This is a genomic window from Streptomyces sp. NPDC024698 (genome assembly GCF_055559015.1).
Genome location: NZ_JBVHLK010000015.1, coordinates 90,789 through 114,783 on the forward strand (window position 1 = coordinate 90,789; position 23,995 = coordinate 114,783).

The window sequence follows — 23,995 nt, forward strand, 5'->3', positions numbered from 1 at the left end:
CCGCAACGAGCACAAGGTCTGGCTTTAGCCTTCATAGGCGAAGTCCAAGAACCCATGGTGAGGCGTACGCGACTCGCTCCAGAATTTGACGGGCCCTTCTGGCCTATCGCGGTGCCTGACATGAGTCAAGACCAGATGTTGCTTAGCGCGGGAAATCGCAACGAAGAACTCAGATATCGCTGCAGTGGCATGGCCCCAGAAGAGCTGCTCTTCGACCCCGAGCACAACGACCTTCTCGAACTCCAGGCCCTTGCACTTGTGGATGGTCAAGAACCGGATGGCGTCCATCTCCGAAAGGCGCCGGAGGGCTTGGACGGCATCTCCGTCAACGGCAAGCTCCCGGTCGAATGCATCAAGCGCCTGCTCGATCAGATCGTCAAGCCGGGTGCCCTGCTGGTACCCGGTTGACAACGCGGCCAGCGTTGGCCGCGACACCAGCTGTAGGAACTCGCAGACAAGGGTCCTCCACGCCGCGGGCTCTGCCGCCTTAAACGTAGGGTCACGTACGACCGCTCGGGCCTCGCTGATCATCCGCTTCAACTGGCCGTCGAAGCGAGATGCCTCGTCGTCGGACATGCTCGATGGGTTAGTGATCCTCATGAGTTCGGCGTACGCGTCGGGTTGCCTGCCGCCGGCGATCACGCGAATAAAGTTGAACACGAGCGCAGCTGCTGGTTCCGCGGTGAGGTCCTGGCTGTCTTGCTCGTTACGGAAGGGGATGCCGCGATCTGCGAGTCCACGGCCGAGGACGGCCGCGACCAGGTGCGGCTGCTGGCGTACGAGGATGGCGATCTCGCTTGGTGCCGTCCCTTCGTGGAGCCAGCTGTCAACGAGCTGCGCGACGGCTTGCGCCTCGTCCTGGCCGGTTTCGAAGGACAGCACTTCGATGACGCCCTCATCTCCGGTCAGCTCCTCGTCGGGGCTGACCGCTCCAGAGTCCATCTGAGCGATCATTCGGTTCTGCATCCGCCGCAGTCGGGGGGCGGAGCGGAAGTTCTGATAAAGCGGCAGTGGTTGGGCCGAAAAGTCGTCGGCGAAGGTTTGTAGCACTCCATCCAGTGCGCCGGCCCAGGCCATGATTCGCTGCTTGGTGTCGCCGACTGCGGTCAGGACGGCCGTGCTCTGGCCGAACGCCGCCTTGATCAGTCGGTACTGCTGGCCGGTGCAGTCTTGAAACTCGTCGAGGAAGACGTGGCTGTACGTCTGACGGATGCCTCCTCGGGCGTAGGTGTTGGTCTCGATGATCTGCAACGCCAGGGGGACGAGGTCGTTGAAGGTGATCTGCTCGCCCTGGATCCGGTTGGCAGGATCGATCCGGTAGTCCGGTTTGAGCGCGTTGTATCCGGTCAGTGCGGGCCGGTAATTGTCGATCAAACGCTTGGCGAAGGCATGAAAGGTGAAGCTGTCGAACCTGGCTGCGAGCCGCGTGCCAGAGCGACGGCGAACTCGCTCTCGCAAGTTGCGGGCGGCGTCGACCTTGAAAGAAACCGCCAGGATCCTGCGCGGGTATGGGCACTGTCCAGTGCGCAATAGAAAGTCCGCCCGTTGGGCGAGAAGCTCCGTCTTCCCGGCTCCTGGTCCCGCGGAGACAACCACGTTCCTGTCCGACGTGGTGACGGCCGACAACGCGTTGGGTTCGAGGACCAGACCGTCGACGGGGTGCCACTGGTTAGGGCGGATCATTCCGGCAGCTCCGCTAGTTTCGTGCGCACCAGCTCGACCAGCCGAACGAGCACGTCGGGGAGGTTCTTCAGCAACTGCTGGTCATTCAGGTATGCGAGAGCGGTCAGGTGGGCAGCGGGCTTGCTTCCGAGATCGAAAATGCTGTGGTAGTCAGCGAAGAGCGCGCTGACGTCCGCAGGGAGGCGGCCTTCGTTCGTGTGGCTCTTACCGAGTACAGCCACGATGGTGGTTTCGTCCGGCTCGGCAGGACTGACGCCGTAGGCGTCGGGGTAAGCCGCCATCAACATCAGGTCGAGGTCGACCGGGTGAGAGAAGAAGACCCCTTGCTCCTCCAGCGCCTCAACAGGGCTGCGCCCGTTGAAGCGAGGGTCTACCAGGGTTGGGAAATCGCAGTCATCATTCCACTTGGGGAGTTTGTCGATCTGCTCGTCTGTGTAGGTCTCCGGGCGAACTGCGTTGATCTGTTTCAGCGCGTAGCGCACCCGCCCCCAGCCGGCCTGGTAGCGGCCAGCGTCGAGGTCAAGTAGCGTCACGTGCGGGATCTGCAGTTCGTTGAGAAGGCGCCAGAAGTGATTCACGTGCCGACCGCCCAGGGGGACCACCGAAACGGATGCGTCGTCCTCCGTGAGCCCGAAGGCCGCTAGGACGCGGGGCAAGACCACTTGTTCGCTGTCGCCTTCACCGAGCACGACCAGCCGGGAGAAGTACAGCTCGGGGTAGGCCTCCACTGCCTCCCGTACGTACTTAGCGGCTGCCACCTGCTCCTCGGGCAGGATAATGCGGTGGATCGTCGTTTCCCGGGCAGCGTTCAACCTGAGGAAGCAGACTGTGCGGGGATCGACGCGACGCAGGAGGGTGGCCGCATGCGTGGCGATGAGGACCTGCATGTCTCCGTGTGCGCAGGCACCCCGTAGTTGGCGGATGATTCGACCGAGGTACTGCGGCGCGAGGCTGTTCTCGGGCTCCTCAAGCGCGATGACGGTGTGCACAGGTGGGCGCAAGCGGTCGGCGTCGATGGAGGGCTCCTCGCCGTTGAGAACGCGCCGGGCGAGGGACTGCCAGGCAAGCACGAGCGAGATGTACAGCAAGGATTTCTGTCCGTCACTCAGCCGCTCGTAAGGAAGTGGTGACCCGTTGGGCGTGGGCGAGAAGGTCACAGTGAGCAGGCGCAATACACTCTCTAGTTCGCCTCGCCCGAAAGCGATCGACGGCTCCCTGAAGTACGCGCCGCGGTGCAGCCCGTGCCACTCGTCGGCTAGTCGAACACCGATGCTCGCTACCGTGGCGTTCTCGCCCAGCGATGAGGTGATTTGAGCAGTAAGGCTGCTCAGCGTCTCGCGCTCGGCAGTCCAGTCAGTGGCTCGCAGGACCCGCCCGATGAGCGATGCCGTCGTGTACGAGACATGGTCGGCGGGGTCCCGACGAGCCGGAAGGTAGTGCACCTCAATGTGCCCACGGTCATACCGTGACATGTCTGATCGGCGAGTCGGCTCACCCGAATCATCCGACTCCAGCACGTACTCGATCTTCTCGTCGATGACACCGTCCGACGCCAGCGACGCAGTCAATCGGACACGGGTTCGCGGAACCCCGTCGACGGTAGCGATTGCCATATGCGAGAAATTCGGTGGAACCGATGCATGATCCCCGTCGGCCCCTGCTTCCGGGAACTCGACATCCACCTCCAGCCACAACGTCGGATCCCCGGCTTGCAAATCGCCTGCGGATTGACCGGCTGGCACATGGAAATCCTCATGTCGGATCTTACGCTGAGTCTCCAGCGGGCTGAATAGCCGCGACAATGCCTCAAGAACAGTGGTTTTACCTGAGCCGTTGGGACCGAGGACATACGTCAGGTCATCAAGATCAATTCCCGTCGGTTCCGGACCAAAGGACTGAAAATTACTCAGCCGCAACGTCGTAATCTTCATCGGCTCCGCCCCGTTAATTCATGCATGTAATTTTACGCAAAAGCGACCACTTGATGAGGGCTGGCGGCCTGAGGCGCCGGCCTCGTCAGTCAGCCTCGGACGGGATCCACGCGGCGGGTACGAGTGCTTGTCCATCGCGCCGACGCCACCGATGCACGACGTAGTCACTGAAGGCCGGATCTTCAAGGTCTGCGTGCTCCATAACGATGACCTGCAGCTTCCCGTCGAGCCTGCGGAGCGTCCGGTGGATGGCGTTGAAGATGTTCAGAAGCAGGACCCGGTCATCACTCTCAAGCACTTCTTCGCCAACGTGATCGGGTGGGAAGTACACCTGCGAAGGTTGGTCGAGAATGAGCACGCCTGGCACGGGGCTAGCGTTCTCGGCGAACCACTCGTGCAGGCTGAGGAGCGTGGCCACGTGGTACCCGAGATGGTTGTCGCCGCTGCCCATATCCCTCAGGGGCACCGGCCCCTCTACGGTGTCGGCCACCACGGTGAGGCGGTTGACATCGAGGCGAATAGGCGAGCTGGAGTGTTCCAGAGCGAGTTCGAGGGCCTTCTTCCTGATCTCCACGTTGATCAGTGACAGGAAGCTGGTCAGGCGGTCACCTTGAACATCTTCGCTGAGAAGCGTCTCCAACTCGGCAATCCGTGTCCGAAGCTCTTCAGTTCGATCTTCCAGCCTAGGGCCGACAGCGAGTTGGGCCGCCGTGTCTAGGTAAAGGCTGATACGGCCTTGCACTATGGCAGCACGTCGAACGTCGTCGGGCTCTTGGTCGAGGATCCGGGACGCTGCGGTGACCTCGTTGATCTCTTCCTGATTGCGGGCGAGTTCCGAGCGGAGTTCCTGAAGGTGGCCCTCTTCGTGGCTGATCATCCGTTCGATGGCGGGCGTGTCGCTGCGGATGGCGTGCAGGTCGCCTTGGAGGTGGAGTAGGTCGGCGGTCAACGCCATGACGGTGGCATGGGCGGATCTGACCGGGCTGTCGCAGACCGGGCACTGTTCAGCAGCGGATGCCTCTGGATCGCGCTTCAGCAGGCCAAGGGTGGCCAGCCGCGCGCGCTGTTCGTTGGCTTGGTCGGTGAAGTCACTGTTCTCCGCCAAGGCGGCCTTGAGGTCGGCGATCCGGACCCGTGCTCTGCTGGCCCGACCGCGCAGCTCGGCACGGTGGGCGCGCAGCTCGGTGAGAGGGTCGTCGGTCCTGTCTGGACCCGGCTGTGGGCCCCTTTGGAGGAGTGCCTCACGCCAGGAGGCGCAGGATGCCTTCGGCGGTCGTCTCGTGGCCGGGGGGAGGGTCCACGAGACGGGCTTCGATGGCCTCGGTGAGCAGGGCCTGTGCCTGCCCGGCGGCAGGGGCGAGGTTACTCGCGGTGGCCAGCTTGGCTTCGTGGTCGGACAAATCCCGGCGGGCGAGGCGTAGCCGACTGCGGAGAAGTGCTTGCTCACGGTCTGTCGCGCCAAGGAAGTAGGGGATGACGCCCCGGATGGTGTTCGGCCTCCACTCTTCGCCTTGCGAGTGGAAGAGCACATCTTCGTTGGCGATCTCGTTCTGGGCCTGGAAGCAGAAAAACAGTGCATGCCGGACGGAGGGTGCGATGAGTGTTGCGCGGCCGACGGCGGGGACGCGGATGTTGCGGTCGATGCCGCAGAAGTCGCTCAGTAGGCCCTTGGCGACGTCCCTCGGTGTGACGAAGCGAAGCTCGTTCAGAGGCGGCGGCGGCGAGCCGGGCGTCTGCGAGAGGATGCAGAGGACGGTGCTGACGCTTCCCTTGGCTTCCGGGGCCCGGCGGGCGACGAAGAGCTGTTCTCCAGGCTTGACAAGGGTGATCGCGAACGTGCTGACGTACTCACGGACTTTGCCGGACTTCACTGGATAGCCGGCGCTGGCGAGGCAGTAGTCGATGATCGTCAACAGGGCGCTCTTCCCGCGGCGGGAGTCGCCGGTGACGATGTTGAGACTGCCTGGCTCGAAGGGCACGGTGTGCACCTGGCCGGGCTGCTTGCCGTAGATGGTGACCGCTTTGATCTGAAAGGTCACGGCTTGACTCCGAAGAGGGTCAGGACGGTGCCAAGACTGCCGGTGCTGGGAAGCCAGCGTCCGAGCATGAGGGCTGCCCGTTGGATGTCTACGGTCTGTGGTGTGCCACCACTAGGGGTCTTGGCCAGCGCGCGGGGCACGGGGGTGAGGCCGGCGGCCGTGCAGTGCAAGACGCGGGACTGAAGGGCGAACAGAAGACCTGGCCTGACCACGTCGGCGAGGAGCGCGGCGTTGCGGGACATCTCAACGCGCACATGCTCGTTCGCTTCGAGCCACCCCATCAGCCCAGTGCCAGTCGTTGCTGGCAGCGCTGCCCGGATGGCAGGCTGCAAAGCCATGACGCTGGCTGTCACAGCTACGGGAAGCGGGCATGCGGCGGCGTACTCCTTGTCGTAGCCCTGAACAGCGCGGATGCACAAGACCCCGGTGAATGCAGGGTTGTATAGGGCCCGTTCCTCACGACTCAGCTGCATCAGCGGGCCCCGGTCGGCTCAAGGAGCTCCATGAGGCGCGCGGAGAAGTCCGGGTGCCATCCGACTTTCAGTTCGTCGGCGAGCATGTGATACGAGCCTTTGGTGACGAAGATTTCGTCACAATCTGCGCGAATTGGGAAGCGGGCCTCTCGATCGACCCAGCGGTAGATCAGCCTGGCTTCCTTCTTCTTCTCCTCCTCGGAAGCCTCGAACCCGAGGTCCTCCGCCATCTCGGCGAAACGCGACTGCCATTCCTCAACGAGCCTGCGCTCGTACTTGCCAAGCTCGCCCGCACGCAGCAAATTCTCGGCGGACCAGCGGGACCGCTGGGTGAAGGCACGGACGTAGTCCCTCACCGCGAGACCGATCCGTTCATCTCCGACACCGATCAGCGCGAGCTGGCGGACAAACTTCCTGTCGGCTGAGTGGGAGGCGTCAGAAGTCATGTCGGAGATGTCGGAGTCGATCGGCAGGTTGTCGTAGCGGAACTGTCGCTGCAGGTCGGAGAGCCGCTCATCGAATTCGATGCCGGTGACCGGACTGCCTCCTGTCGTCTGCATCTGCTCGATCACGCGGTCGTAGAACCAGCCTTCCAGCCTGGCAAGGAAGGCCTTCGCCGCATCGTGGCCGACCGCGAAGGCGGCGAGGCCCTTCAACGCGTCTCGGACCTCGGTGATGTCCTGAGTGCCTCCAAGGACTTCGATCCGGGAGATCAAGGACTGCTGCAGCGGCCTATCCCCCAGGTCTAGATCATCGAAGGCCTCAAAGCACTTGGGAAGGGACCCCTTCTTCGCCTTCGACGCCTTACGGGCCTCGCGGAGCAAGTGCAGAGCGCGGTCTTCATCGCGATGCTGGCTGCTTCGAGGCTGCAGGCAGAAGGCTGCGCTGCCCTCAGGGAGCTCAGCTGTCGTCAGCAGGAACAGTTTCGTCTCAGTGAGCGCGATCCGGCTGGACTTGGCGGCCTCCGCCCAGATGCGCAACGTCTTCCAGAGGTCCTCGGACAGATCGGTCATGCGAACGCCCTCGGCGCGCTGCTTGAGCTGGATCAGGCTTCTATCCGGGCCCCGTTGGATTTCAATGTCGTCAGCTGCTTCGACCGCAACGTCCCAGTCCATGCCGCCGCTCATCCACTGCTCGATACAGATGTGCAGCGCCTTCGCGAACTGAAAAAGGTACCCGAGTGCCGATGCCGACGCCTCGTACTGCTCACCCGTGTCTGTCATCGTCCACTCTCCCCCAGGCCGACCCAGCGATCATTCCACGGAGGTGACCGCCGCACATAGCGATGTGCAGAGAGGAGCAGCGGATTAAGGCGAAGGGGACCACTTCACCCTCCTAGGCGCCCCCGCACGTTGGCCTCTCCTCGGGCTACCAGATGCGGGGAGCCAACCTGAACACACTTGTCCCGGATTCTCTACATCTGATCGATAGCAAGGTCGAATGCAATGTGACCGTGTGTCACCTATGCAGGTGGGCACGCGGGTCAACCGTTCGGCAGCGAAAGACGGCGGTGAGTGAAGACGATGTCCCTCGCGCGTTCTACCGCGGCCGGGGCGAGGCAAGCCAGAACGGGCAGGGCGCAGTGCCAGCCGTCACCCGCGAGGGCACTGGCCGTGAACAACCGGGCTTTCTGCGTCGTTTCCGTCGTGTCGGGCGGGACTTGTATCAGAGCAAACGTCCGGAACGTCTCGGTGAAGGCGGTGCTGGTGGATGCCGAGACGGTGCGGAGGCCTGCCGGCGTCCCGGCTAGGTAGCCAGCCACGGCCGCGAATGCTTCGGCACGGTCGTACGGGACGTTGTGGCAGCGTGCGCGCAGGCGTGCGGCGTCAAGGTTGCCGAGTGCCGCATGGGCGATGGCGATGGCCCCGGTCGGCAGCCCCCACGGGGCGCTGCTGGTCGACTTCCGCTCCCACGACGTCAGCGTGCTGCGGGCGTCGTCGCGTTCTTCTCGGGCGTGCAGGAGGAGCACCGTGAGAAGGTCCTCCGTCTCCAGCCAGGTACCCGACCCTCTGAGCTGATGCGCCACGTGTTCGGCGGCCTGGTGAAGGCGGTCAGCGCATCCTTCGTCGGCATCGTCGATGGCGGCGAAGAGCTCAGTGAGGTCAGCGATACGTCCCCTCCAACCGCGTGAGGAGTCCGCGGTGAGGAGACGTTCTCGTTGGCGGTCGATGAGGTCCACGGCGGTGGCTGGGTCGTAGGACCGCAGACCGGCTGCGATGGCGACGAGCGTGCGATGTCTTCTGTCGTGTTTCGACGGGCCTGTTTCCTCGGCAAGGGCAAGGGCACGCTCACGTTCGCCGACGTGGGCCAGGGCCTGCGCGGCGGAGCCCTTCGCGTCGGCCACCTCCCGGCCCGGAGCGCCGTCGAAGAAGGAGAAATTGCCGGCGCCCTCCAGCGTCCGGGTTCGGTCAGCGGCCTCGTACGCCAGGCGTCGAGCATCCTCGACATGCCCGGCCCGCGACGCCGATACAGCCACCGCAGCGAGCGCCTGCACCTGCTCGACCGGATCCCGCAGACTCCGAGCCAACTGCGCGCCGTCCCCATGCTGGCCGATGGCCGACAGCGCCGCGCACAACGAGCTGAGCCAGGTCTCCCGTGGCAAGAGGCGCCGGGGGCCTCCCCCTTGGGGAGAACCGAGTGCCTCCAGTGCCTTGGACAGCCGCCGGCTCGCCGCGTCCCGCTCGCCGCGGTCCGCTAGGCGGTAGGCCTGCTCCGCCAGCGTCTGCGCCGACGGATCCTGGGCCGGCTCGTCGACGTCATCGGCGAGTACGGCGCGTGCCCCGGCGAGCGTGTCCATGCCCATCAGCCCGGTGTGCCTCTTCTCCGGCACGCACGCGACGAGGCCGCGTGCACGGTCCACTGACCCGGTGTCCACCAGGGCTCGCACGACGGTGGTCAGCATGGGGCTGAGGAGCATGGTCAGGTCGCCTCCGTCCTCGTCCGACAGACCTTCGGGATCGCCCAGCGCGGCCTCAAGGCGACCCGCCGCCCGGTCAGCCAGTATGTTCGCCTGTTCCGGACGGACGGTCGCCAGGGCCGAGGCCGCGGAGGCGTCGACGGCGCAGGCGGTGAGCCGGGACGGGAACGCTCGGGCGTACTGAATGATCCGCTCGTACATCCGGTTGGCTCGCGGGCCCTCAGCGGCCGCGGCGACGGCGGCCCACGCCGCGACCGGCGCGCTCGGATCGGCCGGAGAGCCGGCGACCAGCTCCTCGGCATACCGCTCGGACTGGTCGAGCAACTCCTCGGCCACCGCAGGGTCCTGGGAACGGGCGGCGAAGGCGGCGCGGGCCACCACGGTGGCCCCCGCCTCGTCACCGGCATTCGCCGATGCCCCGAGCTGGCCGAGCAGTTCGCGGCCCCGGCGCAGCTCGCCGACGGCCATCAGGGCCACGGCCGCCTCCCCCGTTGCCTCCTTCGCCTCCTGCTCATCCCCGCTCGGCGGAGCGCTTTCCCGACGAGCCCGCTCAGCCCATTGTGCGGCCTCCGACGCCGCCTCAGTAGCGAGCCAGTCGCCGACTCCGACCAGCACACGGGCCACCCTCGCCAGACGGACAGCCTTCTCTGCCGGGAAAAGGGCGACGAGGGCTAGATCCATGGCTCGCCGAGCATGTCCCAGCCGGGCGAACGTCAACGGGACTCCGGCTGGCAGGGCTCTGGCCCGCTCGGCGAGGACGGCCGAGGATGCCGCGAGCGCCGTCAACTCCACCAAGTCCTCGGGGCATTGACGGCGCACCAGCTGGGCGGTCAGCTCGATGTGGGTGAAGGCGGTGTCCAGTGAGGCGCGCTCCATCAGGGCCCGTTGACGATGTGGGTCGAGGGCGATGTCGGTCAGCCGCTTCAGATCGCCGGCGCTGTGCAGCATGTGCGGGTAGTCGTAGAGCAGGTAGGACGGGGTGTCCGAGGGCCACTCCTGGTCGCGATAGCCATCCGCCCACTCGTGCAGCTGCCTCTCGAACCCGGTCACATCGCCCAAGGCGATCAGGGCTTCCTGACGAAGCTCCTCGTGGCCCAGCGCGTGGACGTGCGGGGTGGCGTGAGAATCGGGCACCAGGACCTGGCCGTGGCTTCCCGGTACGAAGCTGCGGCCGGTAATCCCCCGCAGAAGCCGGTCCACCCGGTGCGGGCGTACCCCGACGAGACGGGCCAGGTCGGCGGCCGTCAGACCACCGCGGGCCGCCACCAGCAATCCGAGCAGCGGGACCCCGACTTCCTCGTCGTCCAGCAGCCGCCGTAGCTCATTCCGTGCCAGGACGCTGATGCCCGTGGCGTGAGACCACGGGGCGAGCGTGCGGATGACGTCCCGGGCACGGAGAGGGTGGTCGTCTGGAACGTCGTCCGGAACGCGCGGACTGGGCCGGCTCGTGACCACCACCCGCATCCCGGCCGGCGGGACCCTCGGTAGCAGGGCGGCAATGCTCGGCCCGCCGGACGCGGCTCCCTTGTCCTCGTCCAGGCCGTCCACGATCAGCACCAGGCGCCGCCCCCGGTTCTGGCACGCCTCCGCCGCGGCCCGGCACAGTCCGGGCAAGTCCTCGGGACGGCTTCCCGCTGCTCCGACCTCCCGCTGGGCGATCAGCGCCAGCTGCCGCATCACCGTCTCGAGGAACACCGACTGGTCGTTGCGGCCCAGGCGATCCGTAATGAAACAGGACACGACCTCCACGGTGTCCGGCCGGTGCCGGAGCGCGAAGTCAGCGACCAAGGCAGACTTGCCCGCCCAGGGACGCGCCTGCCACCACCTGTACGCGGACCCACCTGGGAGATCTGGTCCGGAACAGAACGCGGCCAGTTCCTGAAGCTCGGCCTCCCTGTCCACCAGCTGCGCCGACAGGATGTGCTGCTCGATCCACGCGGCGTAGCTCTCGTCCCCCCGCTCTCGCGCCCTCGCGGACGGGAGAGGCGAGCGGGGAGGCTGGGCTTGATCCAGGAGCGTGCGCCACCAGCCCTCGTCAAACCGCTCATCCGCCCACGTGCTCCACTGCCGGACGACGGCGATCAACTTCTCGCTGCTGCTCGGTTTCGGGCGCTTCGCCTTGGTCCAGTCGTCGTGCAGCCACACGGCCAGGCGCCGGTCGAGCGACGAGTCCCGGCCGTCGACCGACTTGGCGAGAGCCCTACGCGAATATGCGTGCCCGGCTTTCCTGCCGTACCCGGCTCGGGCCTTGACCTCCAGGGCCCGCAGCGCGTCGTACAGCTCACGGGCCTTGGACGACTCCTCCACCCACGCCACCTTCCCCATGTGCCCGCCTGCCCTCCGCTGCCCGCGTCGGGGTCCGGCGGGCACGCCGATGGCCAGGAGCGTAGAGCCAGTTCGCCCGCCTTGCCCGCCCTTTCGGACAGCCACCACCCCCACGCGGCACGGTCATCCATGTCCGGCCCCACCGGCCGGCGACCACCGAGGAGAGGAACACGTGAAAATGACCACGCCCATCGCCCGCAAACTGGGCCGTGCCGCGCTCTTCAGCCTGGTCCGCGGCGCATGCTGGGCACTGGGCTCAGCACTCGTGGCGGGCATCGTTTGGTGGGCCCAGCACCAGTAGATGAACCAAGGTTGCGCCTGGGCCCCGCCCCCGGCCCAGGCGTATCCGGGATGAGCAAGTCGACCACGTTCTCACTCGCCGATACGTGGTGCGGGGGCCGGGGATGTCACTATGCCTCGGAGGATCAGTCGACCAGGACAGCGGCGGCCAAGTCGTCGTCCCTGCCCCAGGCCGAGTATTCACAACGTCTCGAACGGCTGAAGACGAAGCCACCTGCTCGACCGGCCCTAGACCGGGCACCGAAGTGTCCGGGAGGAATATCGAGCCGGGCCTTAGGGGCCTGCCGATCAATAACACGCCGATTCCGGTTCTGCGCCGGCGGCATCTGCTACGAGTGGATGACCTGCGGTGCCACAACATCGAGCAACTGCCAAAGTCGGCGCTACTGAGGCGTAGGTCCGCGTGTTATTGATCGGCAGGCCCTAACGGGTCGATCAGCACCCGCAGGGAGCCCGCTGGCTTCACCTGCACGGACAGACCAGGCTGCAGCGGCCTCCTCCAGAGGCACTGAGAGGCGAGGGCTCAGCCTGAACACACTGACTTGACAGGGAAGACGACCGCCGCCCTGACCCGGTCCCGGCTCTCCGTCAGGCTCTTGTCGGGGAGCCCGACCAGGGTGAAGGCGGCGATGCCCGGCTCCAGGTCGGCCTGGACCTCGACGACGACGCCCTCCACACCCACCAGGGCCACCGAACACGTACGCGCGAATCCCATCAGGCCACCCCCCGCGCGTGCTCGACCACGGGTGCGCCGCGTTCGGGGATCAGGACGCCGACCAGGTCGATGCGGACGCCGCCCGGTGGGGCTCCGCCGTGTTCCTGGAGCCAGCGTTCGGCCAGACCGCGCAACCGGCGGGCCTTGACCGGTGTGACGGCCTCCATCGGATGCTGGAACGCCCCCGCCCTGCGAGTCTTGACCTCGCAGACGACCAGCGCGTCGCCGTCCCGGGCCACGATGTCGATCTCGCCGGTCCTGCCGCCACGCCAGTTGCGGGCCAGGACCGTCATGCCCGTCCCGGTCAGCCTGCGCGCGGCCAGTTCCTCGCCGTAGGCGCCCAGTGCGTTGCGTGCCTCGGATGTCTTCATGTCGGCACCACCTCCGGCACCGACACTGACGCCGTTTCATCCAGCTGTTGGATCTTGGTGGACGAGCGGGTGACTGGGGAAAACCCAGTCACCCGAACGAGTCACCACCGTGATTCCGGTGCTCAGCCGCCCGGCAGCTCCAGATCGCTCTTGTTCAACTCCTCGATATTCACGTCCTTGAACGTCAGGACGCGCACCTGTTTCACGAAGCGGGCGGGCCGGTACATGTCCCACACCCAGGCATCCGCCATCGACACCTCGAAAAACACCTCACCCTGGACCGAGTGCACCTGCATCTCGTAGTCGTTGGTGAGATAGAAGCGCCGCTCGGTCTCGATCACATATTTGAACAGACCGACGACGTCGCGGTACTCCCGATAGAGCTTCAGCTCCATCTCGGTCTCGTACTTCTCGAGGTCCTCGGCGCTCATGGCATGTTCCCCTTCAGCCGTGCGTTCCCCTATTGTGCGCCAGCACCGGGAGCCCCTAGACGATTTCCGTGTCGAGGACCTCGGGCGTGGCCGGGGGACCCTCGTCGAGCACCCTGCGCAGCAGCCCGGCGAGCTTGGTCGGATACACCGTCTCATGTGCCTCGGTCAGTTCCCGGCACGTCCACCAGCGCGCTCCGGCGACGCTGCGCCGCTCCAGGTCCGTCAGCCCCGTGGCGGCGATGGCCGTCTGGGTCGTACGGGCCAGGAAGTACCACTCGTCCTGGTCCCAGCGCCTGCCCGCGAACGGGAACGAGCAGATCCGCCGCCACAGCACGGGGCCCAGTTCGACCTCGGTGACACCGGTCTCCTCGACGAGCTCGCGCAGGGCCGCCTGCTCCCGGGTCTCGTCGCCCTCCACACCGCCGCCCGGAGTGAACCACCAGTCGTCGCTCGGATCGTCCGGCTCGTGGCCGTGCAGCAGCAGGACGCGGTCCTGCGGATCGAGCAGCACGACCCGGGCGACCCTGCGCAGCCCGCCGGGGCCCTCGTCGGACGCGGGCGCCTCAGCGGGCACCGGCGGACTCCTCGCGGGCGCGGGAGCGCCCGGCCAGCTTGGCGACGGGTCCGTACGCCGCTCCGCCCAGCACGAGGACGGCGCCGGCGATCACCAGGGCGATCATCGTGACAAGCGGTCCCGGCTGGGACAGGGCGCCGAGCGTCTTGAACCCGTCGGGGCGGGCGAGCATGCCGTTCATCGGCCAGGCGATGGCGTCGACCCGAGCCCGCACGGCGTCGCGCGCCACGGTGCCACGGGCCGCGTCCGTCAGGTGCGCGGTGGAGTCCAGGGAGCCCCGCCGCTCGTCACCCAGGAGGAACAGCCGCCCCGCGGGGACCTTCACGGTGGGGAAGCCCGTGAGCTCGGCGAGGCTTCCCTCGGGCAGATACGATTCGTCGATCTGTTTGCCGTTGACGGTCAGCTTGCCGTCGGTGCAGCAGGAGACCGTGTCCCCGCCGACGGCGACCACACGCTTGACCACGGACGAGCCCGTGACCCAGGTCTTGTCGTCGAAGACGACGACGTCACCGCGGCGGACCTCGCCGCCGTCGACGCGCTGCGCCAGCACCCGGTCGCCGATCTTGATCGTCGGTGCCATCGAACTCGTGGGGACGGTGTACGGCCGGTAGACGACCGCCGCCCAGGCGAAACCGCCGAGGAACAGCACCAGACCCAGCGCGACGGCGAGCCCGGACAGCCGCTGTCCGGTCCTGCTCCCCACCGGGACCTTGCCTGTGCCGCCGCTGCGCGGGGCCGTACGTGTTGCGCTCTCGCCACCCATGGGGCCGCACCTTACCCGGGGGTACGGTCCGGGGTCAGCCCCCTCTCGATCACGATCGCCCGAGCGGGCCGGATCCGAGCGGCCCGTACGGGAGACGAAAGGGGCCGGCCGCCCCGGACCTGTCCGGAGGGACCGGCCCCGAAGGCCGAGCGGTGTCTCAGTCGTTCTTGGACGCCTTGCGCCTGCGGCGCACCAGCACCAGCGGCGCCGCGCCCAGCAGGGCCACGGAGCCCGGCGAGGTGACCGCCGCGGCCGCCTGGTCGCTCAGACCGGGCTGGTCGAAGGTGTCCGGCACGGGGAGGGCGCCCCAGCGGTTGATGGGCCAGGCCTTGACGATGGCGCGGCCGACGACGTCGTTCACCGGCACCATGCCGTGGTGCTTGTCCGTCTGGTTGTAGCGCGAGTCCCGCGAGTTCTGGCGGTGGTCGCCCATCACCCAGATCATGCCCTTGGGGACCTTGACCGTGAACTGGCCGCCGTCCTCGTCCTGGCTGCACGGGGTGTTCCCGGCGTACACGTACGACGACTCGTTCAGTGCCTTGCCGTTGACCTTCAGCGGGCCGGTGCCCTTGCACTCGATGGTGTCACCACCGACGCCGATGACCCGCTTGATCAGGTCCTTCTCCTCGGCGGACGGCATCAGGCCGATCCAGCTGAGGACGGTCTGAAGGGCGTTCGGGTTAGCCGTGGGCTCGCCCGCCAGCCAGTTGTCCGGGTCGTGGAAGACCACGACCTCACCCCGCTGCGGCTCGGAGCCGAACCACGGAGTGAGCTTGTCGACCAGGACGCGGTCACCCTGCTGGAGGGTGTTCTGCATCGAGTCCGAGGGGATCGAGAACGCCTGCACCAGGAAGGTCTTGATGATCAGCGCGAGGACCAGAGCGATGCCGATCAGGATCGGCAGCTCCTTCCAGAAGGAGCGCTGCTTGGTGGACTTCGGGTCCCGCCCGGAACGTCCGGTCGAGACGTCACCGTCCTCGGAGCCGCTCCCGGAGTCCCCGTCGGGTTCTACGGCCGGGGCAGTCGCATCCTCGGGCCGCTCCGGCTGCCCTTCGGGACCTTCGTGCCCAGAACGCGCGCCGACCGCCACATCCCCCACATCCACTCCTCACTCCGTGCCGCCGCCCGCGCCGTATTCGGCGCAGGCCCACCACTCCCATAACGAGCGGGAGTTCCGCAGGGCTCGGGAGCGGGATCAATCCATCAGGATCCGCAGAGGCCACCCTATGCGACAGAGCTGGAGCGGAAGCCGACCCTCCAGGCGCGTCGGCCACGGTCGAGAACGTGTTCGGCTCCTGGAGCCGGGTCCAGTGGCCGATGGGCCAGCCGATGACCATCGCGCGGCCCACCACCGACTTCTCGGAGACGGTACCGCTGAACTTGTCGCTGCGGTGGTACCGGGAGTCCGCGGAGTTGCCCCGGTGGTCTCCCAGCACGAACAGGCGGCCCGCGGGCACCTTCACCTCGAAGGCGAACTCCGACGGTTTGTCACCGGCGTAGATGTACGGCTCGGTCAAGGGAGTGCCGTTCACCGTCACCCGGCCCTGTGCGTCGCAGCACTTGACCGTGTCCCCACCGAGCCCGACGACCCGCTTGATCAGGTCCTTCTCGTTGTCGGACGGCAGCAGTCCGATGAAGGTGAGCCCCTCCTTGAACTGCTTGACGACCACGGGGTCGTTCTTCTTGTGGCTGTCCTCGGCGGTGAGCCAGCCGCCGGGGTCCTTGAAGACCACGACGTCACCGCGCTTGGGCTGGGAGCCGAACCAGGGGGTGAACTTGTCGACGAGGACGCGGTCGCCGATCTGGATCGTGTTCTCCATGGAGCCCGACGGGATCACGAAGGCCTGGACGAGGAACGTCTTGAGGACCAGGGCTATCAGCACGGCCACGCCGACGAGGAGAGGGATCTCCTTGACCGCCGACCGGCGTCTGCGCCGCTTGATCTTGCGCGCGAGCTTGCGGCGCTCGACCCGGCTCGGCCGTGCGGCGCCGCCGGCGGCACGCCGGGCCCCGGTGGGCAGCAGGTTGTCGGCGGCAGCGGCGGAGACCCCGCGCGCCCGTCCACGGTTACCCACGGGCACCTCCGGCGGCCGGCACGCCCGCGTAGGCGCCGGGACGTGTCAGACGGGTCCAGTGACCCACGGGCCAGGCGATCCAGTCGGCCCGGCCGATGACGTCGCCGACGGGGACCATGCCACCGCCGGGCGAGCCCAGATGGTCACGGGAGTCGCGGGAGCGGCTGCGGTGATCCCCCAGAAGGAACAGGGACCCCTCGGGGACGACGATGTCGAAGGGCACCTCTGACGGGCTGTCGCCTCGATAGAGAAATGTCGACTCGTCGACCGGTCGGCCGTTCACCTCGAGTCTCCCCTCCTTGTCGCAGCAGACCACGTGGTCTCCCCCTACCCCGACGACGCGTTTGACGTAGTCCGCGTTCCCGAAATAACCGGTGCCGTCGAAGACGACGACATCGCCCCGCTGCGGCTCGGAACCGAAACGGTACGCCAACTTGTTTACGAGAACGCGGTCCCCGATCCTCAATCCGGACTCCATGGAGCCGCTGGGAATTTCGAAGGGCTGCATCACGAAGCGGCTGACCAGCAGCAGAAATCCCAGACAGATCAGCACGGTCAAGGTGATCCGGCCCCCGGGAAGCCACCCGGCGACCTTGTCGGCGAACGCAGAACGCGACCGCTCCTCCGGCCCCGCTGTGTCCGAGATCTCCTCGGAAGCGGAAGGGCGGGAGGAGCGGTCGCGCTCCACGGGCTGTGCTTCGGTGTCCATCGGGGCCAGATGCTATCCGGCCCGTCTGAGACACCTTCTTACCGGCTCGGCCGCCGACGGGTCACCGCGGCGGACAAGCTCAGCGGTCGCGCTTCTCCTTGATCTTCGCGGCCTTGCCGCGGAGCTCACGAAGGTAGTACAGCTTGGCGCGGCGCACGTCACCACGGGTGACGACCTCGATCTTCTCGACGATCGGGGTGTGCACCGGGAAGGTGCGCTCGACGCCGACGGAGAACGAGACCTTGCGGACCGAGAAGGTCTCACGGACACCGGCGCCCTGGCGGCGGATGACTACGCCCTTGAACTGCTGCACACGGGAGCGGTTGCCCTCGATGACGCGGACGTGGACGTTGACGGTGTCACCCGGGCGGAAGGCCGGGATGTCGGTGCGCAGCGAGGCGCCGTCGACGATGTCGAGCACGTGGGACATTTTGTCTGCTTTCTTCGCCGATGCCACAGGTCATCAGCGGGAGAGAGGTTCGAAGGTGATGCTGTCTCGTCGGGACGGGCGTCGTGTCCCCCCGTGGCAGGGGCGCACGCCGGACGACGTAGAGCAGCGGCCTATTCTTCCACGGGCTGAGGCCTGCGCCAAAATCGACCGTCGGGGGCCGGGCTCCAGCCCAGGATCGAGAGCATCTCGCGGTCCTTCTTGTCGAAGGAGGAGGCCTCGCAGCGTTCGATGAGGTCGGGCCGGTTCGCCGCCGTACGGCGCAGCGCCTCGTCCCGGCGCCAGCGGGCGATCTTCCCGTGGTGCCCGCTGACCAGCACGTCGGGGATCTCACGGCCACGCCATTGCGGGGGCTTGGTGTACACCGGGCCCTCCAGGAGGTTGGCCATGGCCCCGGGGGCGAAGGAGTCGTCCCGGTGGGACTCGGCGTTGCCGAGGACGCCCGGGAGCAGCCTGGCCACGGCCTCGGTGACGACCAGGACGGCCGCCTCGCCGCCGGCCAGGACGTAGTCGCCGATGGACACCTCGTAGACGGGCATCCTCGTGGCGTACTCGTCGATGACACGGCGGTCGATGCCCTCGTAGCGCGCGGGCGTGAAGACCAGCCAGGGGCGCTCGGAGAGCTCGACGGCGAGCTGCTGGGTGAAGGGGAGTCCGCTCGGGGTGGGGACCACGAGGGCGGGGCCGTGGGCGCCCGTCTCGTATCCGTCGGCCAGTGCGGAGTCGAGGGCATCGCCCCAGGGCTCGGTCTTCATGACCATGCCGGGGCCGCCGCCGTAGGGCGTGTCGTCGACCGTGTTGTGACGGTCGTACGTCCAGTCCCTGAGGTCGTGAACGTGCACGTCCAGCTGTCCGCGCGCGCGGGCCTTGCCGACCAGCGAGACGTTCAGGGGCTCCAGGTACTCGGGGAAGATCGTGACCACGTCGAGCCGCATCAGGCGTCGGCCCCCGTGGCGCCCTCGCCTGAACCGCCTTCGGCCTCGGCCTCGGCTTCGGCGGAACAGGAGGCTTCCGAGCCGCCCTCGTCGGGCCCGGCCTCCTCGTCCCTGGTGGAGGCGATCTCGGCCAGGTCGTCGATCAGCCCGGGCGGCGGGTCGATGACGGCCCGCTGCTCCTCCAGGTCGATCTCGACGACGATCTCCTCCACGAACGGGATCAGCACCTCGGTCCCGTCCGGGCGCTCCACCACGAACAGGTCCTGCGAGGGCAGGTGCGAGATCTCCGTGATGCGTCCGACCTCGGCGCCTTCGACGGTGACCACGTCCAGGTCCATCAGCTGGTGGTCGTAGTACTCGTCCGGGTCCTCCGGCGTCTCCTCCGGGTCCACCTCGGCGATCAGCAGGGTGTTGCGCAGCGCCTCGGCGGCGTTGCGGTCCCGCACGCCCGCGAAGCGCAGCAGGAGACGGCCGCTGTGGACGCGGCCGGTCTCGATGGTCAGCGGTCCGGTGGAGGCCGGATCGGTGAACAGGACGGCACCGGGGCCGAGCCGCAGCTCCGGCTCGTCGGTGCGGACCTCCACGGTGACCTCGCCCTTGATGCCGTGGGCGCGGCCGACGCGAGCGACTACCAGCTGCACTGTGCTTGATCTCCTGTCGTGTACCGACGGCAATGCTTCGGATGCGGATACGAGGGCCCGGTCGGCCCGCGGGGCGGACGACTCCGGCCGTACGGACGGCCACGGGCCGCCGTACAGACGACTGCGGGCCGGGGACGGCTCGTAAGCCCTCCCCGGCCCGAGCCGGTGCTGCCTGTTACATCAGCGGACGTGGTCCACATCGACGAGGTCGACGCGGACACCGCGGCCGCCGATGGCGCCCACGACGGTACGCAGAGCGCGCGCGGTGCGGCCGTTGCGGCCGATCACCTTGCCGAGGTCGTCCGGGTGGACCCGGACCTCGAGAACGCGCCCACGGCGCAGGTCACGCGAGGCGACCTGCACGTCGTCGGGGTTGTCGACGATGCCCTTCACGAGGTGCTCGAGAGCCTCCTCGAGCATGCTCAGGCCTCGGTCGACTCGGACTCGGCCGCAGCCTCGTCCTTCTTCTCAGCCTTCTTCTTCTGGGTGATGGCCTCACCCTTGCCCGTGTCGTCGCCACCGAGGGCGTCGAACAGCGGGCGCGCGGCCTTCGGCTCGGCGACGAGCAGCGGAGCCGGGGCCGGCAGGCCCTTGAACTTCTGCCAGTCACCGGTCAGCTTCAGGATGGCGAGCACGGGCTCGGTCGGCTGCGCGCCGACACCCAGCCAGTACTGCGCGCGGTCCGAGTCGACCTCGATGCGCGAAGGGTTCTGCACCGGGTGGTACAGACCGATCTCCTCGATGGCCCTGCCGTCACGGCGGGTACGGGAGTCGGCGACGACGATGCGGTAGTGAGGCGAACGGATCTTGCCCAGACGCTTCAGCTTGATCTTGACTGCCACGGAAGTGGTGTCTCCTGGTCTTGACGGGGTTGGGCACGCAGAGATGGCCGCGTGGGGTTGCGGTACCCGAGTGCCCGATGGACGCGTCAGCCGGAGGAGAGAGGGGTCCTATGCGGCTGTCGAGTACAGCTAGCCATTCTGCCACATCCCGCGGTCCGTCCGGACCGGGGGTGCTCGGGCTCACGCCGGGACGAGCGCGCGGCCGACGGGCACCCGGTGTCCGGGTGCCCGCCGGCCGCGCGACGGTGTGGACCGGCCGCGGGGGCGTCGGAGCGGTGCCGCCCGCGCGCACTCGTGCCTCCTGAATTCCCCCACACGCCCGAGGGCGTGGAGGGAGGCACGACTGCTCACGGGCCGCGCTGACTCGTCCGGCACCCACGAGACGCCGGTGGAGCTCGCGCTTCAGCCGGCTGCCGCCCCGACCACCTCCGGGATGCGGAAGGGCTTGCCACAGCCTCCGCACACGATCGGCGCCTGCGCGAGGACGGACGGGACGACGCGCACGTTGCGCCCGCAGTCGCAGACAGCCTTGACGCGGACACCTCCCCCGGAGGAGCCGTGGCGGGCGGCCGGTCCGCGGAACGAGCGGGCGGTGTCCGCGGACGTGGCGGCCGAGTGGGCCTTCAGCGCGCGCTGGAGCCGCTCGATGGTCGGGCGGTAGCGGCGCTTCGCCTCGGGGTTGAGCGTGACCAGCGAGAAGCCACTGCTGGGATGCGGCTCCTCGGGGTGGTCGAGGCCCAGCTCCTCGGCGATCGCGAGGAATCTGCGGTTGTGATAGCGGCCGGCGCGCGAGGTGTCGCGGACTCCACGCGCGGCGGCGATGCCGTGGACTGCTTCGTGAAGCAGTCGTTCGAAGGAGAGCTCGTGCCCGCAGGCGGACGACGATTCTCCGATCAGGGACTCTGGCGCGGCAAGATCGGGCAGTTCGGGGTGGTGCCGCTGAATATCGGCCCACGCGCCTGCCAGCTCTGCGGCGAGAACAGGTGGTGTCGTGCTCACGTAATGAGAACGAGCGGGAGTGCCTCCGTGTTCCTATTACGGGGCATCCCAAATAATTTGCACGTACCCGTCAGTTGCCACTGATGCGTCCCGACGAGGGCGGGTGCGCTGATCTGCGGAGAAGCGTCACAGCTCATACCAAGGCGGTACGTAGGCACACGTACGCCCCGGCGCGTAGGCGGTCTCCGCACGCCGGGACACCTGTGGTCGGCAGTTGCGCAAGAGGTGTTTCGGCCGCCCTGCCGGTGTCCTCAGTAGGCGCGAGCGACGACGGCGACGTTACCGGGTGCGTCGTCGGTGCCGGGCACCGACCCGTCCTCGGCGACCAGACACCGTACGGTCACCGCGTGCTCGGCGAGCCTGGCCTCGCCCTCTTCGCCGAGGTCGGCCCAGGGAATGCGGGCCCAGCCGCCGGCCAGCGCGGCCTCCACGGCCGCGTCGATCGTCGACACGTCCGACGTACGGGACGCACGGCGCTCCCTGGACTGCTTCAGGAGCAGCGCCTGGTCCTCCTCGAGGATCGCGGGGAGCAGCGTCGCCAGCGCGTCGACGGCCACCGGCTCCTTGCCGCCGGGAATGCGGCGGGCCAGCATCGCCGTGCCGTTCTCCAGGTCACGGGGGCCGACCTCGACGCGTACGGGCACGCCCTTGAGCTCCCAGTCGACGGCGCGGCGCCCGAACGGGGTGTCCGTGCGGTCGTCGACCTGGACCCTCACGCCCGCCGCGGTCAGCCGGTCGCCGATCTCGCGGACCTTGGCCAGAACCGCCTCGTCGCCCTTGATCGCGAGGACGACCACCTGTACGGGGGCGAGCCGGGGCGGCACCCGCAACCCGCTGTCATCGCCGTGCGACATGATCAGGCCACCCACCATGCGGGTCGAGGAGCCCCAGGAGGTCTGCCAGACGAGCTCCTGCTTCCCGTCCCTGGACAGGTACCGGGTGTTGAACGCCTTCGCGAAGTTCTGCCCCAGCTCGTGGCTGGTGCCCATCTGGAGCGCCTTGCCGTCGCCCATCATGGCTTCGAGCGTGAGGGTGTTGACGGCACCCGCGAACCGCTCGCTCGCCGTCTTCCGGCCAAGGACGACATCGATGCCGAGGATGTCGGTCATGAAGTCGGCGTACACCTCCTTGTGGATGTGCGCCGCGTAGTCCCGGGCGTCCTCGTACGTGGCGTGCGCGGTGTGGCCCTCCTGCCAGAGGAATTCGGTCGTCCTCAGGAACACCCGGGGGCGCATCTCCCAACGGACCACGTTCGCCCACTGGTTGATGAGCAGGGGAAGGTCGCGGTAACTCTGCACCCACTTGGAGAAGTACTCGTTGACGATCGTCTCGGAGGTGGGGCGGACGACGACCGGCTCCTCCAGCTCCTTGCCTCCGCCGTGCGTGACCACCGCGAGCTCCGGCGCGAAGCCCTCGACGTGCTCCGCCTCCCGGGTCAGGTACGACTGCGGGATGAACAGCGGGAAGTACGCGTTCTGGGCACCCGCCCGCTTGATGCGGGCGTCCATCTCCTGCTGCATCCGCTCCCACAGCCCGTACCCGTAGGGCCGGATGACCATCGTGCCGCGCACCGGGCCGTTGTCGGCGAGCTCGGCCTTGTTGATCAAGTCCTGGTACCAGCGCGGGAAATCGTCCGCCCTGGGCGTGAGAACGGGTGCCTTTGCCATGTGGGTGATGCTACGGGCACACGTTGCCGGTATGTGAATTCTTGCGCCTTTCGCGGCCGGGGCACAAACGGGCCCCCGCAACCCCTGGACGGCACGTCGAGGGCGGAGTTACCTGACATACGGGGGGAGTGCGGGCCTTACGCGCGGGGGCGGAGGAAAGGAGGCCCGGCGGCAACTCTCGGCGGATTGGGGCACTTTCGATGACACCTACGCTCGTGCGGCAGCGCCTTCCTCATGCGGGCCCATCGCCCCACGCGGACCGGGATGCACGCGCGCGTGACTGGGCCGAGATCCAGGAGCGGATGCTGGTGCCGCTCTACGAGGCCGTCTACGACCGGCTCGAAGTGGGCGGCGGGACACGGCTGCTCGGGCTCGGCTGCGGGTCGGGGCTCGCCCTGCTGATGGCGGCCTCCCGCGGCGCCGCGGTCACGGGTGTCGACTCCTCGTCGCCCGAACGGCTGGCCCTCGCGCGGGACCGGCTGCTGCCCCGGGACGGGGACACCGGACCGCGGGCCGGGGCCCGGATCGTCTCCGGATCCCCACGGGACACGGTGGCCGAGGGAACGGCGGCCTACACCGTGGTGACCGCGTTCGAGCCGATCGGCTGTGTGGCCGGCGACTCCGAGGGGCTCGGCTCGCTGCTCGCGCAGGCTGCCCCGCTCGCCGGACGGGGGGCACCCGTGGTGCTCGTCGGGTGGGGGCCGCCGGAACGCTGCACCACCTCGGCCGTGCTGCGGGTGGCCACCAAGCTGGCCGATCCGCTGCGCGGTGCGGCGAGCTGGCGTGCCGCCCGCCGGGACGACCTGGAGGAGGTCGCCCAGCGGGCCGGGCTGCGGCCGGACGGCTCCGGGCGGGTGGCCTGCCCGTTCGGCTACGCCGATGTGGACAGCGCCGTCCGCGGGCTGCTCTCCACGGGGCTCTTCGACGCCGCGGTGGACGCCACCGACCAGGCCCAGGTCGACAAGGAGGTGGCCGAGGCGCTGCATCCTCATCTGCGGCGGGACGGGACCGTCTGGATGCCGAACGTGTTCCGGTATCTGATCGCCCGTACGCCCTGAGAGCGGTGGGGGGCGGGGCCGTGCCGGTGCTTCAGCCCGTCGCCGTCGGGTGAGGGGTGGGCGTCGGTGGCGACGGGCATCGATGGACCGGCACGTCCC

General features: G+C 67.9%; 22 protein-coding genes and 2 pseudogenes. 2 read left to right on the forward strand and 22 right to left on the reverse strand.

Features of this window, described 5'->3' with window-relative positions:
- Positions 1-24: 24 nt before the first annotated feature.
- From ACZ4AA_RS27585 to ACZ4AA_RS27615, 7 genes are all read right to left on the reverse strand, one after another.
- Positions 25-1,683: a UvrD-helicase domain-containing protein gene (locus ACZ4AA_RS27585; protein WP_467608599.1), complete on the reverse strand. Its 1,659-nt coding sequence runs from the start codon at positions 1,681-1,683 to the stop codon at positions 25-27.
- Positions 1,680-3,614, reverse strand: a complete 1,935-nt coding sequence (locus ACZ4AA_RS27590; protein WP_467608604.1) for an ATP-dependent nuclease — start codon at positions 3,612-3,614, stop codon at positions 1,680-1,682. The genes ACZ4AA_RS27585 and ACZ4AA_RS27590 overlap by 4 nt, the downstream gene beginning before the upstream one ends.
- 85 nt (positions 3,615-3,699) lie before the next feature.
- Positions 3,700-4,719 (reverse strand): DUF3732 domain-containing protein, encoded by a 1,020-nt coding sequence (locus ACZ4AA_RS27595; RefSeq protein ID WP_467608607.1) that lies wholly within the window; start codon positions 4,717-4,719, stop codon positions 3,700-3,702.
- A 136-nt stretch (positions 4,720-4,855) separates the two neighbouring features.
- Complete coding sequence (locus ACZ4AA_RS27600) at positions 4,856-5,653, reverse strand: hypothetical protein (RefSeq protein WP_467608610.1); 798 nt, start codon at positions 5,651-5,653, stop codon at positions 4,856-4,858.
- The gene (locus tag ACZ4AA_RS27605; RefSeq protein WP_389453905.1) at positions 5,650-6,126 is read right to left on the reverse strand and encodes a three component ABC system middle component; all 477 of its coding nucleotides are present in this window, start codon (positions 6,124-6,126) and stop codon (positions 5,650-5,652) included. The genes ACZ4AA_RS27600 and ACZ4AA_RS27605 overlap by 4 nt, the downstream gene beginning before the upstream one ends.
- On the reverse strand, positions 6,126-7,349 hold the full coding sequence (locus ACZ4AA_RS27610) for an ABC-three component system protein (RefSeq protein ID WP_389453902.1): 1,224 nt from the start codon (positions 7,347-7,349) through the stop codon (positions 6,126-6,128). The genes ACZ4AA_RS27605 and ACZ4AA_RS27610 overlap by 1 nt, the downstream gene beginning before the upstream one ends.
- A gap of 260 nt (positions 7,350-7,609) precedes the next feature.
- Entirely contained in the window at positions 7,610-11,350 is a 3,741-nt protein-coding gene (locus tag ACZ4AA_RS27615; RefSeq protein WP_467608615.1) for a hypothetical protein, read from the reverse strand.
- Positions 11,351-11,546: 196 nt separating this feature from the next.
- Between ACZ4AA_RS27615 and ACZ4AA_RS27620 the strand changes: the two genes are divergently transcribed.
- Positions 11,547-11,669: a hypothetical protein gene (locus ACZ4AA_RS27620; protein WP_467608618.1), complete on the forward strand. Its 123-nt coding sequence runs from the start codon at positions 11,547-11,549 to the stop codon at positions 11,667-11,669.
- Between the two features lie 552 nt (positions 11,670-12,221).
- Here the strand turns inward: ACZ4AA_RS27620 and ACZ4AA_RS27625 are convergent.
- The 15 genes and pseudogenes from ACZ4AA_RS27625 to proS form a co-directional block, all read right to left on the reverse strand.
- Positions 12,222-12,383 (reverse strand): annotated as a pseudogene (locus ACZ4AA_RS27625) (magnesium chelatase domain-containing protein); the annotation flags it as partial.
- On the reverse strand, positions 12,383-12,754 hold the full coding sequence (locus ACZ4AA_RS27630) for a YraN family protein (RefSeq protein WP_467608621.1): 372 nt from the start codon (positions 12,752-12,754) through the stop codon (positions 12,383-12,385). The pseudogene ACZ4AA_RS27625 and the gene ACZ4AA_RS27630, both read right to left, overlap by 1 nt.
- Positions 12,755-12,876: 122 nt before the next feature.
- Positions 12,877-13,185, reverse strand: a complete 309-nt coding sequence (locus ACZ4AA_RS27635) for a DUF2469 domain-containing protein (RefSeq protein ID WP_003965949.1) — start codon at positions 13,183-13,185, stop codon at positions 12,877-12,879.
- Positions 13,186-13,240: 55 nt separating this feature from the next.
- Positions 13,241-13,759: an NUDIX hydrolase gene (locus ACZ4AA_RS27640; RefSeq protein WP_467608625.1), complete on the reverse strand. Its 519-nt coding sequence runs from the start codon at positions 13,757-13,759 to the stop codon at positions 13,241-13,243.
- Positions 13,749-14,522, reverse strand: coding sequence for a signal peptidase I (gene lepB / locus ACZ4AA_RS27645; RefSeq protein ID WP_467608629.1), 774 nt, complete (start codon positions 14,520-14,522; stop codon positions 13,749-13,751). Before lepB (ACZ4AA_RS27645) ends, ACZ4AA_RS27640 begins: the two co-directional genes overlap by 11 nt.
- Positions 14,523-14,679: 157 nt before the next feature.
- Complete coding sequence (lepB, locus tag ACZ4AA_RS27650) at positions 14,680-15,621, reverse strand: signal peptidase I (protein WP_467608634.1); 942 nt, start codon at positions 15,619-15,621, stop codon at positions 14,680-14,682.
- A pseudogene (gene lepB / locus ACZ4AA_RS27655) lies at positions 15,509-16,597 on the reverse strand (signal peptidase I); the annotation flags it as partial. The gene lepB (ACZ4AA_RS27650) and the pseudogene lepB (ACZ4AA_RS27655), both read right to left, overlap by 113 nt.
- Complete coding sequence (gene lepB / locus ACZ4AA_RS27660; RefSeq protein WP_467608637.1) at positions 16,590-17,306, reverse strand: signal peptidase I; 717 nt, start codon at positions 17,304-17,306, stop codon at positions 16,590-16,592. The pseudogene lepB (ACZ4AA_RS27655) and the gene lepB (ACZ4AA_RS27660), both read right to left, overlap by 8 nt.
- A gap of 79 nt (positions 17,307-17,385) precedes the next feature.
- Positions 17,386-17,736: a 50S ribosomal protein L19 gene (gene rplS, locus ACZ4AA_RS27665; RefSeq protein ID WP_467608640.1), complete on the reverse strand. Its 351-nt coding sequence runs from the start codon at positions 17,734-17,736 to the stop codon at positions 17,386-17,388.
- Between the two features lie 131 nt (positions 17,737-17,867).
- Complete coding sequence (gene trmD, locus ACZ4AA_RS27670; protein ID WP_467608643.1) at positions 17,868-18,689, reverse strand: tRNA (guanosine(37)-N1)-methyltransferase TrmD; 822 nt, start codon at positions 18,687-18,689, stop codon at positions 17,868-17,870.
- Positions 18,689-19,330, reverse strand: a complete 642-nt coding sequence (gene rimM / locus ACZ4AA_RS27675; protein WP_467608648.1) for a ribosome maturation factor RimM — start codon at positions 19,328-19,330, stop codon at positions 18,689-18,691. The genes trmD and rimM overlap by 1 nt, the downstream gene beginning before the upstream one ends.
- A 180-nt stretch (positions 19,331-19,510) precedes the next feature.
- On the reverse strand, positions 19,511-19,750 hold the full coding sequence (locus tag ACZ4AA_RS27680; RefSeq protein ID WP_005479813.1) for an RNA-binding protein: 240 nt from the start codon (positions 19,748-19,750) through the stop codon (positions 19,511-19,513).
- A 2-nt stretch (positions 19,751-19,752) separates the two neighbouring features.
- A complete protein-coding gene (rpsP, locus tag ACZ4AA_RS27685; protein WP_355769591.1) occupies positions 19,753-20,172 on the reverse strand; it encodes a 30S ribosomal protein S16 in 420 nt (139 codons plus the stop codon).
- Between the two features lie 402 nt (positions 20,173-20,574).
- On the reverse strand, positions 20,575-21,171 hold the full coding sequence (locus tag ACZ4AA_RS27690) for a hypothetical protein (RefSeq protein WP_385404012.1): 597 nt from the start codon (positions 21,169-21,171) through the stop codon (positions 20,575-20,577).
- A 251-nt stretch (positions 21,172-21,422) separates the two neighbouring features.
- Positions 21,423-22,838, reverse strand: a complete 1,416-nt coding sequence (gene proS / locus ACZ4AA_RS27695; RefSeq protein ID WP_467608653.1) for a proline--tRNA ligase — start codon at positions 22,836-22,838, stop codon at positions 21,423-21,425.
- Positions 22,839-23,038: 200 nt separating this feature from the next.
- Here proS and ACZ4AA_RS27700 point away from each other — a divergent pair, with 200 nt between their 5' ends.
- The gene (locus ACZ4AA_RS27700; protein ID WP_467608657.1) at positions 23,039-23,896 is read left to right on the forward strand and encodes an SAM-dependent methyltransferase; all 858 of its coding nucleotides are present in this window, start codon (positions 23,039-23,041) and stop codon (positions 23,894-23,896) included.
- The last annotated feature ends 99 nt before the right edge of the window (positions 23,897-23,995 follow it).